This window comes from uncultured Microscilla sp., from assembly GCF_947493425.1.
In the GTDB taxonomy this organism is placed as follows: Bacteria; Bacteroidota; Bacteroidia; order Cytophagales; family Microscillaceae; genus Microscilla.
Genome location: NZ_CANLRP010000078.1, coordinates 1 through 13,386, shown reverse-complemented (window position 1 = coordinate 13,386; position 13,386 = coordinate 1). Strand labels below are relative to the sequence as shown.

The following is a 13,386-nucleotide window of genomic DNA, read 5'->3' as shown; positions in this document are numbered from 1 at the left end:
GAAAACACCTCTGGGGGATAGCATCAAGTGGTTTATCTTTTCAATCCATTGACCACATACATTACGCTACCTTCGTTGCGGTTAGTTAAGTCAGGATTGGCTTTAGGGTCAGTAAATTTGTCGTTGGTCCATCCGTGGTTTTGGGTCATTAACAAGAAAGTTTCCGGCTTCCCTACAATGTCCGAAATATCAATCATTCCAGTAAGCTCCCAGGTTTTGGTAGACAACCCATAACCAGCCTTGGCAGCACTTGCCTGATCGCACTCTAATACTACTTTTAACTCACCTGTATTGAGGTTATACTGATACAAACGGGCATAGTGATCCTTCTCAGGAGTATCAGGGTAGCCGTTTGGATCTTCTTGGATATAAGCATAGTTTTCTGTGACCAAAATGTTATCAGGGCTATGAAAAGCCTTGGCAACACCTGTGAGGTTGTCACCATCTAATACACAAGTGATTTTTCCGGCTTGAGTAGGGTCATTTTCGTTCAATACCACCTTGTATATTCTTCCATAGAAAGTACCTTTGTCTTTCAGGCCATCTTTTTTTCTTCCGGTTACCGCAAAGTAAATCTCACGGTTGTTTTGCGCCGAACCTCTTCTCCAGTCGATGTCTTCTAAACGAGAAAAGCCCATTACTCCTTTTTGCTTGGCTTCAGCATCCAACAAGTCTATGTTAGTCTCAGTCAGTTGTACAAACTCCATATCGTAAGCTTGTCCTTCTTTCATATCCATTTCAAAGTTGATGCCCGCTGAGGTCACCTTCAAACCATATAGCTTACCTCCCGTCAAATCGCCACGGGCACCTACATACATACCCAACTGACCAGATGGCACATCATTGTCAGAGTGGTCATCACCAATAAAAGCCACTGTTTTATCAGCATAGGCATCTTTACCTATCACTACTGCATTTTCAGTAGACCATTGTCCAAAAGCAGGCAACATAGAAGCAGTTGAAGCAGTATTGGCATCTTTGTAAGGGTCTGTTACAAATACACCTTTAGAAGATCCACCCCACTCGCCACCAGACAAGTACAAAGGACCAAAGCCATGCTCTTCGGGGGTAATCATTGAACCAGAACATTGAGCAGTAGAAGCCGTAGCAGCTGCATTCAGGATGTGCTCCCCTTTGATAGGTTTAAATGTCGCGTCCAAGGTGATACGTGAAACAGAATAATCAGCCTCTATATTGTTGATCAGGGTATAGGTGCCATCTGCATTTTTCAACAAACCAGCACCATCAGCCATAGACCCGTATACAAAATCAGGAGTTTCGGTAAGTTGATCTTCTGAAGATAATATAGAGTGTATGCTTACATTCGAAAACTCAGCGCTCAATTTCAAAAATGAGGGAGTTTTTGAATGTGTAGCCAAGATTATTTGAGACGTATCTACGTTATTTTCATCTTTCTTACAAGCTAACAGGCTTACTGCCAATACACTAACAAGCAAGTATAGTTTTATAGATTTCATTGTAGTAAATAATAGATTTGAGTGATTTTTAAAGTCACAAACGTAGAGGTTTAATGTTAACCAAAGACTGTTTCGATTTTAATGCTAAGTTAAATATGCGGGTAAAGTAGGGGTTTATGGGGTAAAATAGTTAATACACTCTTAATACTTAATGATTTGTTTTTTAGGATATGCACAGAATCCCAAAAAAACTGCTTATCCCAATATATCCTCTTCCAATAAAAAAAGCCTTTGTTCTAATGAGGTAGAACAAAGGCTTTTTGGCAAACTAAATTTATAAAATATGAGTCGTAGTATTACTTGCAGTGTTTATCAAACGTAAATACGTGTTTGGGCAACTCATTCCATTTTATTTTGGGGAACTGTTTTTTTACTTCTTCGCAATCAGCAAACAATACCTTGAACTCTTTTTTGTAATTTTTCTTTTTGATTTTATAAGCTACTGCATCTCCCTTTTTTATATAATAAGAGGTGTCTTTACCACCCACCACGTTAATGCCAGCCACTCCAAGCCCCATACTTTTTCCTGCAAAGGGGTTATGAAAGATTCTTATTTTCCCACAAAAAGTAGGGTTAAGCACTTGCATAATTAAGGTACGTTTTTTCTTCTTTATTTGAACTTCAGTTTGCTCCAGGTAAACAAACCCTTGCTTTAATATATCCTTATCGAGATCATTGTCACGCCATTGAGTAGCATCATTCATAAAAGAATTGAATTTGTTAAACTTATCAAAACCTGAAGGAGCCAAGTACATGTTTTTAATGTCAGCAGCTTCTATTTTCCTTTTATTACCATTAGCATCTTTAATTTTCACCGCTCTTATCTGACCTTTTTTACGGTAGAGCTTGCTAATCTTGGCTTCTATCTTAGAGCCATCCTTTAGGTTAATGTAAGAAAGTTTTTCACCTGAAAAGGAATAAGTCGGAATTGTAAGTTTTTGGGCATAGGTGTTCGCAGTGACGACCAACAATGCAGTGATGAGAAATGTGAGTTGAATAGTTTTCATAAAAAGTTAGAGTTAAATATCAATCATTAAAAAAACAATTTATAAAATAATAACTGAACCTCAAGTAATAGGAAATAAATTAAAAAAGCCTTTGATTATAAGAGTAATAATCAAAGGCTTTTTTAATAAAATGTAATGAAGGGAATAGCTTTACATCTTGGAAAACTGACGTAAAAAACGAATGTCATTTTCGGTAAACAAGCGCAAATCGTTGATTTGGTACTTAAGCATTGCAATGCGCTCTATGCCCATACCAAAAGCAAAGCCGGTATACTTCTCTGGGTCAATGCCACAATTGGCAAGCACGTTGGGGTCTACCATACCACACCCCATAATTTCTACCCAGCCACTGTATTTACAGACATTACAGCCTTTGCTATCGCAAATAAAGCAAGAAATGTCTACCTCAGCACTAGGCTCAGTAAATGGAAAATAAGAGGGACGGAAACGAATTTGGGTATTTTTACCAAACATTTCTTTGGCAAAATGATACAAGGTTTGCTTTAAGTCGGCAAAACTCACATTTTCATCGACATACAACCCTTCTACCTGATGAAACACACAATGAGCTCTTGCTGAAATGGCTTCATTACGAAAAACCCGCCCTGGCGACAAAGTACGAATGGGAGGCTTTTGATTTTCCATGACCCGTATTTGTACCGACGAAGTGTGGGTACGCAAAGCAATGTCATCGTTTTTGTCTTCACCTTTGCCTTGTTTCTCTATAAAGAAGGTGTCCTGCATTTCGCGGGCAGGGTGGTTATGTGGAAAATTCAACGCCGTAAAGTTGTGCCAGTCGTCTTCTACCTCTGGTCCTTCAGACACATTGAAACCTATGCGCTCAAATATTTCTACAATGCGGTTACGGGTAAGGGTAAGTGGATGTACTGTACCTAATGTATGGGGTATTGTGGGCAAGGTAGCATCTATAGGCGCACTATTTCCCCCTTTCTTTTTAGGGCGTCCAATATCGGCTAGTTTCTCTTTAAACTTGGTTTGAGCAGTATCTCTGAGTTGATTAATGGCTGCCCCAAATGCTTTGCGTTCTTCATTGGGGATATTTCTTATTTCTCCAAAGAGTGCCCCAATTTTTCCTTTGATAAAAACTCTCTTGAATTCTTCCAGTTGCTCGCGGGTTTCAATGGCATAATCTTCTACCTCTTGCAAAACCTCTTTGACTTTATCCATAGGTGCCATAACAATCAAAATGATAAAAAATACTTAAAGCATAAAATTCAATAGTTTCGCTGAAACAAGCAAATATTTTAGGTAAAAGCTATAAGTGTAATGTAAGAAAAATGTAAGTTTTACTAGCATTTTTCATCTCTACTTATATATTGCAAATAATTAACTCAATCAATATTTTAAACTTTTTCAACACGAACAATGACAAAATCACTATTACTATCGTTGGTACTTCTTGTTGCCGGATTATTCACTGCCAATGTCCAGGCAAAAGGGTTTTATGGTGAGGATGTAAAAGTTACCTCCACAACACCTAAAAAATCAAAGAAACTTACTCGTAAAGAAAGAAGAGCGCTAAAAAAACAAAAGAGAGAACTTCTCAAAAAGAGATTAGTCGATCTGAAAAAACGGATTAAGGAAGCCAAAGCAAACTTGCCTACCAGAGCAGAGCGTAAGGGTTTTACCAAGGCTCAGAAAAAAGAGTACCGCCAAAATAAACGTTCTATTCGTAAAGCTCAGCGCTTATATAGTGCCCTTAAAGTATATGTAAACACTGGTACGCTAGTGTTAGCTGTAGTTTTGTGGGTATTTTTGGGAGGCTTAGGTATCCATCGTTTAGCGTTTAAGGCAAAACCGATTATAATTGTAGGCTACCTTTTCACTTTCGGTGGTTTTTTTGGTATTATTCCATTGATAGATATATTCCACATGCTGATCAATCCTGCTCATTATGAAGGAAACAGTAAATTATTTGCCGCATTTGGAGCAAAATAAAACTTAAAAATACCACACCTACTATATTGACAGCCCTTGCTTACAATTGAATTGAACAAGGGCTTTTTTGTCTCTCTACAGGTTATCTTGGTATATAACAAAGTAAATAATGTATAAAACAATTATACTTTTTATCAGAGTCACGTATTAGAAGTAATTAGTAATAAAAAACGGTTATAAAACATCAGGTACATAATGATCAACATTTACATAGTCTTAAAATACTAAAACAACAAACATGAGAAAAATTGCCAAAGTATTTACCCTTTTACTAGTAGTAGTGGCGTTTGCTGCTCCTTCCAAGTCATTTGCTCAAGACGGCAAGAAAAACGTATTTAAAGTAAACTTACTTAGCCCTATTGTGGGTAGTTACAATTTCTTTTATGAAAGAGCGCTAGGCTCAAAAACAAGTTTACAACTTGGTGGTGGATTTGTAAGTCTTACCGCAAGCGGTACTGGTATTACAGGATTTAGTGTAACGCCTGAGTTTAGATTTTATCCTTCTGGAAATTCTCCTAAGGGGTTTTATTTAGCACCTTTTGGTCGTTACAACAGTTTATCTTTAACAGTAACTGATAATGGTGGTAATGAAGGAAAAGCTACGCTAACCTCTATAGGTGCAGGTTTAAGTATTGGTCGCCAGTGGATATTTGGAGACATCGTTGCACTTGACATATTTGCTGGTCCTGTATTTAACGCTTCTAGTAACGTAACAGTAGAAACCAGCGGGTTTGCAGAAGACAACTTTTCAACAGGCAACTTTTCTGGTGGTGTAGGTGTACGCTTTGGGCTTACCTTAGGAGTAGCCTTCTAAACAAAAGAATTGAATAATTTTCGTTTTATAACCAATTGAGCCAGGTACTACAGGGTGCCTGGCTTTTTATATGAATGTGGTAGCAATAGTCCATAGCCTCGACAGGGGCAAGTCCTTAGATGCCGATGCATATCGGTGCTTCAAGTCCTTGGATACCGATGCATATCGGTGCGACAAGTCGCAAGTCCTTAGATACCGATGAATATCGGTGCTACACCCTGTTTAACTCCGTTGAGCTCATCACAGCAAGCTGTAGATTCGGTTCACAAGTAACCACACTTTTGTATCACACTGATTTTCAGTTATTTACAAAAAGCGTAGTTAGAAGTATTTAGGCGATAGTCCATAGCTGACTCGAATAAATGTTCACCTTGTTAAATACTGTAAACCAGCATTTTATATTAAGATTGCTTACTCACTTTATTTTTAAAAGCGTTTCGGTTTTACGACTAAACACCCCATTAAATAGTTTTTAAATTCATCAATAACTGATCACCAGCAACCAACTTTGACTAAATCACTGCGGAATAATATGGTAAAAAATACTCACTTTTTGTATTTCCTCTCATTGTCAAGCAAAAACTCCTTTATTTTCCGATGATACCTGGCAATCTTCTTCAGGTTGTGCCTTTGCGTCTGGTAAGCAGCATGTCGCCTACCTCCTGTATAGAAAATACGTCCCAGACCTAGCCCAGTCAATATGCCTGAAGCATAGTAGCCATTCAGTACACTAAACACTCCAAATGTGAGCGAACCCAAAGTAAGCACACTGGACGATACTCCCCGCCAAAAAACACCTGCATACATTTGCCCTGCTCCAGGGAATATCCACGAAAGCGTTTTGGCTTTTTTGATACTCTTAAAATGCTTTTTATCTACAAACCCATACAGTGCTTCAATATTTTGACTTGATTGATGCAATTGAATATAACGGACGCACAATTGTTTGGCTTTGTTCCATTGGTAAGTTTCGTTGAGAGCAAGTATTTCCAAAAACATCACCCTTTGCACTTTGCTTGAGTCTTTGATGGTATTTTTAATGATGTTAATAAATTTAAGTGATTGCTTATACTGTTGAGCCAAATAAGCGTTGAGGGCTACTTCGTATAACAACAAATAGTTAACAGAATCTTGTGCAGGCAATAGCTCAGCACGTTCTATGGTTTCTTGTGCCAGGGCAAACTGTTTGAGTCTTTTGTGGCAATAAGCTTTGCGTAGTAAAGCCTCATTGACAATGCTTTTATCTTTGGTCAAAAACACCACCCTTTCATAGGTGAGTTGAGCTTGTTGGTATTGCTTTTGGGCAAATAGTTGGTTGGCTTTTTTTAGGTAATGGTGTATCACCGTTTTTGCTGTATGATGGTTGTTAAGGCTGTCTTGAGCATTACTGAAAGACCAACCGCAAAGGCACATCCAAATTAAATAAAACCTCATGGCGAATTGTTTCATATACTTCACGTTGTTGCATTTTTACAGATAATACACTCCCCCAAATGTTGCCAATGTAAAAAAAGGAAAACAGGGCTCCATAAATAATGAACCGAGGACTGGCCACACCATCTTTGATCAAAGCCTCAGCAGCTTGAGCGCCTATAAATAAGTTTTGAAAAAGCATGCTTAAACCTTGGCTGGTATTGCCTGCATACATTTTGCCCGTACCAGGTACTACAGCCGACAAGATACCTGCTACCAAAGGCGAGCGTTGGGGTATTTTTTTTAATTTTTGAGCAAAACTCAATAACTTTTTTTCCTGACTGGCAAAGGCGGCATATTGGAAACTGAAAGCCCGACTTCTTTGCTCAAACTGCACGTAGTCTTTTTGCAATAAGGCAATGCCTGCTTGCTGAAACTGCCTTAACTCATATTTTAAGCTATCTACAGAAGCAATCTGAAGGGTATCAAGTGCCTGATGTGCGGCGATATAACGACGAACTCGTGTAAACTCAAGGCTTTGATAAAAACGGGCTTTATCATATAACTTGAAATCAGGGGTGACCCGACCAAAAGCCAGGGCAGCAGAATCTGGTTTTGCAAGTCGGCGATAGGCCAGGCCTGCATTGATTGCCAGACGGCTTTGTTGGGTGTTGGTAGTAAACTTAGGGCGTAGCTGTTGGGCCAATAACACTACATTGGCGTATTGCTTTTGGCTGATCAAGTACTGTATAAACTTCATTTCTTCATCAAAAGATGGAGAAACCTGCGCTTTTGCCGAAAGGCAACCAAAAATAAAGAACCACAAGAAACCTGTAAACCTAATCAATTGAATTCATTTTGTTTTTTATAATAGGGCAAAATTACCTGGTGGCTCACACCTGAAGTTTAGTCTAACATACACCAGTACCTAAAGAAGCTTGTTCTTATGGAACTGTAGGCTCACACCAACCACGAAAACAAAAAGCTACTGCCATACACGTACAAGTTTACCAATATAAGTTCACCCAAAAAAATAGCGGCTAAAAAACTCAAAATTTTCATTCGGATGGTGCCCGCTACATAACACACAATATCGGTAGGAACCAATGGAAAAAATGCCCAACCCAATACATAAAAAAAGCCATAGCGATGATTGAGGCGTTTTCTTACCTTTAGTATTTGATGGGGGAACTTGCGCTGAAAAAAAGCATCGAAACCCATAAATTGCGAAAAATAATAAATGAGCACGGCCGAAAATAGAATGCCTGCCATAGAGATAACCACTACCATGAGTGGTTGATGAGGAAAAAGCAATGAGCCTGCAATGACAAAGGGTGTGCTAGGAAAAAGCGCCAATCCTCGTACAATGCTTAAGAGCACATATACCAGCAAAATATGTTGCTCAAATTGCTGGAAAAAGGTTTGTAAGCCTTCGGCTGTAAAAAACTGAGGGTGATATATCGCGTAACCCAAACAAAACAATAACAAACCCACCCAAAGCGCAAAAACAATACGTTTGACAATTTTCATGGTCAAATATAAGCAAAACAATGAATTCAATAGAGCATTAGTGCTTATGTGGGTGCTCGTCTACCAACATCAAATCTTTGATTTTGCCTTTGGCAGTAAAAAAAACTCCAGGTGTATTTTTGTGGGTACTTTTGGTGCAACGACTCAGGCGGTCGGCAGTAAGGGCTATTCCTTTGATAATGCCGTATTTTTTGATTGCAATTCGGCTAAACCTTGAGCAACTTATCTCATATATGCAAGTGGCAGACATTTGTGGAGAAATTACCTGTTGGTAGCCGGTAAGTAAACCTGAAAACACCCAATAAAAAGGGTTGATTGCCTGTACAAAAGTAGTTTGTTTTTTTTGAGGTTTTTTGTAGAACTCTTTCCAAGCCCGTAAATCGTAGCGAGGTGGGGTGTTGGCAAGCAAATCGAGGTCTACCAACTTGTTCTGTGCCTGTAACGGGAGATGAACAAAAGTAACACCGCACAATAGCCAGAGTAAAAGGTGGGTGATTTTCATAAGGTGTATTTTTATTAATTCATTACATTTCACCAATGAGCACACAGAAGATGAATAAGTAACCTTATAAAACCCCTGATTCGTTGATTTAAATCAGGGGTTTTCAGCTTTTATATATCTCAAACAGGTTTAATACAACTATTTATTTTACCTTCTCCAGGTTTTCTATCCCTTCACGATCTGCCGCACCAATGGTCCATCTGCCCAGCATTTTGTTGCCTTTGATGGCATAATTTACCACGCCAAAACTGGTTCCAAATCCCCAACCTACTACCAGATAGTCGCCTACTACAATACCTACCCCTTTTTGTCCATCTGGTTTTAGTTGCCAGTCTAACTGGTACACTGTACCTGTTTTGGTAACGGTAATGCCTCCCTGATAGGCTTTTTCGCCCATCGAGCCATTTACTTTGTATTTGCCTTCTATTACTCCGGGCTGACCACCCGATAACTTTTCGGTACCCACCTTACTACTTTGCGATGCTATCCACTCGCCCGCCAGGGTACCATCTTTATTTATTTTGTAAGCCACTACACCATAAGTACTATTGCCCCAACCCACGAACAAGTTTTGACCTTTTTTGATGGCCACTCCCTGATAACTACCCGCGTTGGTGTTCCATTGCAACTGGTAGTATTCATCGCCTTTTTTGCTAAACTTAACGGCTCCCTCATAACTAGCACCATTCAGGTTAAACGACTTGGTGATTTTCCAAGTACCCAATATAGGGTCAGCTTGGTTGTTGGTATTACCAGATGTAGAGTCTGCCGAGTTTACTTCTGCTAACTTGGCTACTTCTTGGCCTTCCTCATTGTTGTTTTGCTGATAGTTGGTAGTTTGTTGCTGGTATTTTTTTTTGTAATTGTTGGCGCGAGGGTTTCTACCAAAGTAGCCTCTCATTTGCAGCAACAGTATGGCCATTGCTCCTAAAAAACCTAAAAATGCGAGTGTTCTTTTCATAATGTGATAGGTATGTGAATGTCTGAGTAGTTCAATATACTTAAAATTAAGCAGATAGTAGTGAAGAATAGCTTGAACAGAAGGTATTTATGCCCAATACCCGATAAACTTTTAAAGATGAGTTCGTCAAAACATAAAAACTCTCTATCATAAAAAATAGGTTGATCAGCCGCTATCTACACCTGATCAACCTATTGTTGGGTAATTTTTTACTTAGTAAACCAATGGGTTAGCCTTCGGTCTGTTTTATTTTCTTTGCATTTTTTGCTGCTACCCCCAGCAATACCAAACCTACCACTACGCCTGGTACGCTCAACCACTGCCCCATGTTAAAGAAATCGCCCATACCTACCAGCTCAGATTGAACCGGCTTGACAAACTCGTATACAATACGAAGGGTAAATAAAATGACCATAAATAAGCCAAATAATAAGCCTTCAGGGGTTTGGCTTTTGTAGCGGCTGTATACCAGCAACAGTAAACAAAACAGAAATAAGGACGAAATGGCTTCATAAAACTGCGCGGCATGTCGGGGCACAGCATATAAACCATTGATACTGGCCACTACTTTTTTGTCTTTAACAGATACATTGACCACGGGTGGATTCAGCTTTTTGAAATGAGCCGCAGTAGAATACCGATTCATTGTCATCAGGGTTTTTTGTGCATACTGGCGGGCTGCACTTGTGTCTATAGCCCTGCGCTTAAAGGTAATATTTACTTTAACAGAGGTATGAGGGATTTTATTTACGGTAGTATCTCGCCCTGTCAAATCTACGTTGATATCATCTATCTCTCGTTGATAAAACTTTTGGTCGGTCAACCCATTTTTGTAAGTTCCACTAAATACCACCCCATAAGAAGCAGTCGTGGGTTTACCAATAATTTCTGAGTTCATTAAGTTACCAGTACGGATAAAAGCGGCTCCCAAAGCTACTACAATCACAATACGGTCAACCACCCATAAAAAACTTTGGCCTTCTCTTTTTCGCGAATATAAATACAAGCCTATTGGTATGGCTATGGCAGCTCCATGACTAGCAAGGCCTCCCTCCCATATTCGAAAGATAGCAAAAGGGTCTGAAGCTGAAAAATACTGACTAGGGTCATAGAACAAAACATGGCCTAAACGCGCACCTATTACAGTACACACTACCATATAAATGAGTAACTTCTCTAAATCAGCTTCAGGCTTACCTTCTATTTTAAATATTTTTGCAATAATTTGCTGACCAATTAAAAAGCCAGAGGCAAACAATAATCCATACCAACGAATGGTGAGTGGTCCTATTGAAAATATTTCAGGGGAAGCAGCCCAATTGATATAACTTAGCATTATAATATAAAATGGAGTAAAAAAATGAGGTTAAGTAACAGCCGCATTTATCAAGTTCTTTGTTTTAACTATACAGGCTTTGTATTTCAATTAGCACAAGATGATGAGTACCCGGCTAATTTTTACTACTTACAGTATTTTATATGCTTATTTAGTTGTACTTATGTATAATAAAAAAGCAAAGTTGTTATTGATAAAGGCTATTTTGCTTAACCAAAGAACTATATTTGTCTGTTACCAAGCACCAAAAACAAGGTTTTTGGACTCTCTAAATAGTGCATTTTGTTGGTGGCAAAGATACGCAAAAGAATCTAAGTTGCTATTTTTTCATCTGTCAAGTTAAAGTATAGGCAAGATTATGAACAGATGTGCGTTATAAATATGCTTATGGCACTTTTCTTACCCTAATTTTCTTCAAAAAATAGAAAATTTTCAGTTTTTTCTCAAAAAACGCAACAAGTTGAATAAAATCTCGTATAAGGCTTGCGAAAATATTCTATAAATCCTATCTTGCATTAGATTTTTAATCAAACACTACTTCTTAACTCTGTTAAGCAGACTTCGGCAAAAGGTTTTGTACGGTCACAACTTACGCTGCTAACAAGTACAATTTCCTAATTCACTTTAACTTTTTTTAGTTAAAAAAATGAGAATAAGAGAGGAGAAACTCAGGCTTATATACTCACTTTATTCATAATGATCACAAAACAAGTCAATTTATGCCTACAGTATTAGATATTATCCGACATAAGCGAATCACCAATTTTGTTTGGCGAGATGTAAGAAAGGTGGACGGAACTGCTCTGCACGTATGGAAAAAACGAAGCAAAAGGGTGTTGCACAAAAAAACACAAATACTCAACGGGGTTGAAATCCCTTTGATTGATTTTCCTGACTATTATGCCAATACAATCAGTAGTATCATAGCTTACCACTTTGTAAGGAAAGAAAAAAAGTCCCGCAAACAGTTGCTGACCGAAAATGCCAAGATGCCAGGCGCTTTGACCGACCAGTCAGGTATGCAACTGTTTGAAAGCAATAATAAAAATAGATATACAGATTTTGATGAGTCACAAAAAAGGCGCAAAAAAAAGCGCCGGATTGTGGTAAAAAAGAAAATGGTTGATAATCAACCCAATCATTACTACAAAACTCCATTAGGCATAAACCGTAGCTAAGTTATGCAGCATTTTAAAAAAAACACCGGATGTAATCAATGAGTATTCACATCCGGTGTTTTTACTTGAGCAAAAGTTACAAATTCTTAAGCAAAGAGAGTAGTTTGGGGTGAGGGTACATATCTGTTTTACCAAATAAGTAGGCTCCGTGTGCATAAATTCCTTTTTTTCCACTGCTGGCTTCAGGCATCAACTCAAAAATCCCTCCTTGCCCTGTTTTAAATGTATCTTTATTCAAAGGGATGTCGTATTCATCAATCAACGCCTTCAATAACTTATCGAGCGATGCAAACTGAGCATCGGTGTAGTTTTCATAGTAAATATGCCCCTTATAAGGCTCAGCCAACGTATATACATTGTTTACAATGCCCCCATAAGCATTTCTAAATATTGTTCCTTGTTTTGTCAAATACCCATAGTTGCATACCTCTATTCCTATAGCCTGAGAGTCGAGATCGGGGCGCCCTAGCCCAATATGCCAAGCCCAATAACCTTTAGGAAAAACTCTGATAACGCTTCCATTTTGGTCAATAATAAAATCGGTGGCCACCCTTTGGGGGTTACTGTCCCACCAGTTTTTGGTGGCAGTAGCAGAGGGCCCTCCAGCAGTATGGTGTATCACAATTTGCTTTTTAGGATACACCGAATCGTAATACTGTCCTAACCTCAAAAAACTACTGGTTACTCCTTCATAGTCGGGTTTTACCAAGGCAGCCCTCATATTGGTACGGGCATCTAAACCTTCGGCAAGTTTAAAATCTTTTTCGGCTTTTTTGCTGGAGGGCCCAAACATGCCATCAATGGCACCCAGGTAATAGCCTTTGGCTTTCAAAAAGGTTTGCTTTTCTTTGATGGTAAGTGGAACAGGTGGCGGGTTTTTCTCGGCAAATGCCTCCTCCAGAGCATCATAGGTCAACTCATTTACAATACCAGTCACAAAACGCTTTTGTTGAAATTCTTTTACTGCGGCTTCGGTTTTAGGACCAAAGTCATCATCTAAAGCACCTTTATAGTGCCCAAGCGCTTTTAGAAATTCCTGAACTTTGCGAGTTTCGCCAGTACCGCTTACTCCTTTTTTAAGAGGTCGTTTCATAATCTTTAATGTAGTATTGAATGATGGAGATATAAGCCCTCTAAGGAACGGTGTCAAAATAAATTTACATTCTTAACCTCATCTTTTTTGGACATGCTTCGTTAAAAAAACTTGC

The 13,386-nt window shown here is 38.7% G+C and carries 13 protein-coding genes; 3 read left to right on the top strand and 10 right to left on the bottom strand.

What is annotated here, in order from left to right:
• Positions 1 to 32 precede the first annotated feature (32 nt).
• The 3 genes from Q0954_RS19080 to pheS form a co-directional block, all read right to left on the bottom strand.
• Entirely contained in the window at positions 33 to 1,478 is a 1,446-nt protein-coding gene (locus tag Q0954_RS19080; RefSeq protein ID WP_299459192.1) for an alkaline phosphatase PhoX, read from the bottom strand.
• Between the two features lie 296 nt (positions 1,479 to 1,774).
• The gene (locus tag Q0954_RS19075; RefSeq protein ID WP_299459191.1) at positions 1,775 to 2,485 is read right to left on the bottom strand and encodes a hypothetical protein; all 711 of its coding nucleotides are present in this window, start codon (positions 2,483 to 2,485) and stop codon (positions 1,775 to 1,777) included.
• 150 nt (positions 2,486 to 2,635) lie between these two features.
• On the bottom strand, positions 2,636 to 3,673 hold the full coding sequence (pheS, locus tag Q0954_RS19070; RefSeq protein WP_299459190.1) for a phenylalanine--tRNA ligase subunit alpha: 1,038 nt from the start codon (positions 3,671 to 3,673) through the stop codon (positions 2,636 to 2,638).
• Positions 3,674 to 3,871: 198 nt separating this feature from the next.
• Between pheS and Q0954_RS19065 the strand changes: the two genes are divergently transcribed.
• Together Q0954_RS19065 and Q0954_RS19060 are read left to right on the top strand one after the other, a co-directional pair.
• Positions 3,872 to 4,444, top strand: a complete 573-nt coding sequence (locus tag Q0954_RS19065; RefSeq protein ID WP_299459189.1) for a TM2 domain-containing protein — start codon at positions 3,872 to 3,874, stop codon at positions 4,442 to 4,444.
• A gap of 238 nt (positions 4,445 to 4,682) precedes the next feature.
• Complete coding sequence (locus Q0954_RS19060; protein ID WP_299459188.1) at positions 4,683 to 5,258, top strand: DUF3575 domain-containing protein; 576 nt, start codon at positions 4,683 to 4,685, stop codon at positions 5,256 to 5,258.
• Between the two features lie 546 nt (positions 5,259 to 5,804).
• On the opposite strand, the gene Q0954_RS19055 is transcribed toward Q0954_RS19060, so the two are convergent.
• The 6 genes from Q0954_RS19055 to Q0954_RS19030 all read right to left on the bottom strand — a co-directional run bounded on the left by Q0954_RS19055 (position 5,805) and on the right by Q0954_RS19030 (position 11,000).
• The gene (locus Q0954_RS19055) at positions 5,805 to 6,707 is read right to left on the bottom strand and encodes a hypothetical protein (RefSeq protein ID WP_299459187.1); all 903 of its coding nucleotides are present in this window, start codon (positions 6,705 to 6,707) and stop codon (positions 5,805 to 5,807) included.
• Positions 6,643 to 7,518: a hypothetical protein gene (locus Q0954_RS19050; protein WP_299459186.1), complete on the bottom strand. Its 876-nt coding sequence runs from the start codon at positions 7,516 to 7,518 to the stop codon at positions 6,643 to 6,645. Before Q0954_RS19050 ends, Q0954_RS19055 begins: the two co-directional genes overlap by 65 nt.
• A gap of 113 nt (positions 7,519 to 7,631) precedes the next feature.
• Entirely contained in the window at positions 7,632 to 8,201 is a 570-nt protein-coding gene (locus Q0954_RS19045) for a VTT domain-containing protein (protein ID WP_299459185.1), read from the bottom strand.
• A 37-nt stretch (positions 8,202 to 8,238) separates the two neighbouring features.
• On the bottom strand, positions 8,239 to 8,703 hold the full coding sequence (gene yidD / locus Q0954_RS19040) for a membrane protein insertion efficiency factor YidD (RefSeq protein ID WP_299459184.1): 465 nt from the start codon (positions 8,701 to 8,703) through the stop codon (positions 8,239 to 8,241).
• Between the two features lie 142 nt (positions 8,704 to 8,845).
• Positions 8,846 to 9,664, bottom strand: coding sequence for a hypothetical protein (locus Q0954_RS19035; protein WP_299459183.1), 819 nt, complete (start codon positions 9,662 to 9,664; stop codon positions 8,846 to 8,848).
• A gap of 229 nt (positions 9,665 to 9,893) precedes the next feature.
• A complete protein-coding gene (locus Q0954_RS19030; protein ID WP_299459182.1) occupies positions 9,894 to 11,000 on the bottom strand; it encodes a prolipoprotein diacylglyceryl transferase in 1,107 nt (368 codons plus the stop codon).
• 719 nt (positions 11,001 to 11,719) lie between these two features.
• Here Q0954_RS19030 and Q0954_RS19025 point away from each other — a divergent pair.
• Entirely contained in the window at positions 11,720 to 12,178 is a 459-nt protein-coding gene (locus tag Q0954_RS19025) for a hypothetical protein (protein ID WP_299459181.1), read from the top strand.
• Positions 12,179 to 12,254: 76 nt separating this feature from the next.
• Here the strand turns inward: Q0954_RS19025 and Q0954_RS19020 are convergent, their stop codons facing one another.
• Positions 12,255 to 13,271 (bottom strand): peptidoglycan-binding protein, encoded by a 1,017-nt coding sequence (locus Q0954_RS19020; RefSeq protein ID WP_299459180.1) that lies wholly within the window; start codon positions 13,269 to 13,271, stop codon positions 12,255 to 12,257.
• Between the last annotated feature and the right edge of the window lie 115 nt (positions 13,272 to 13,386).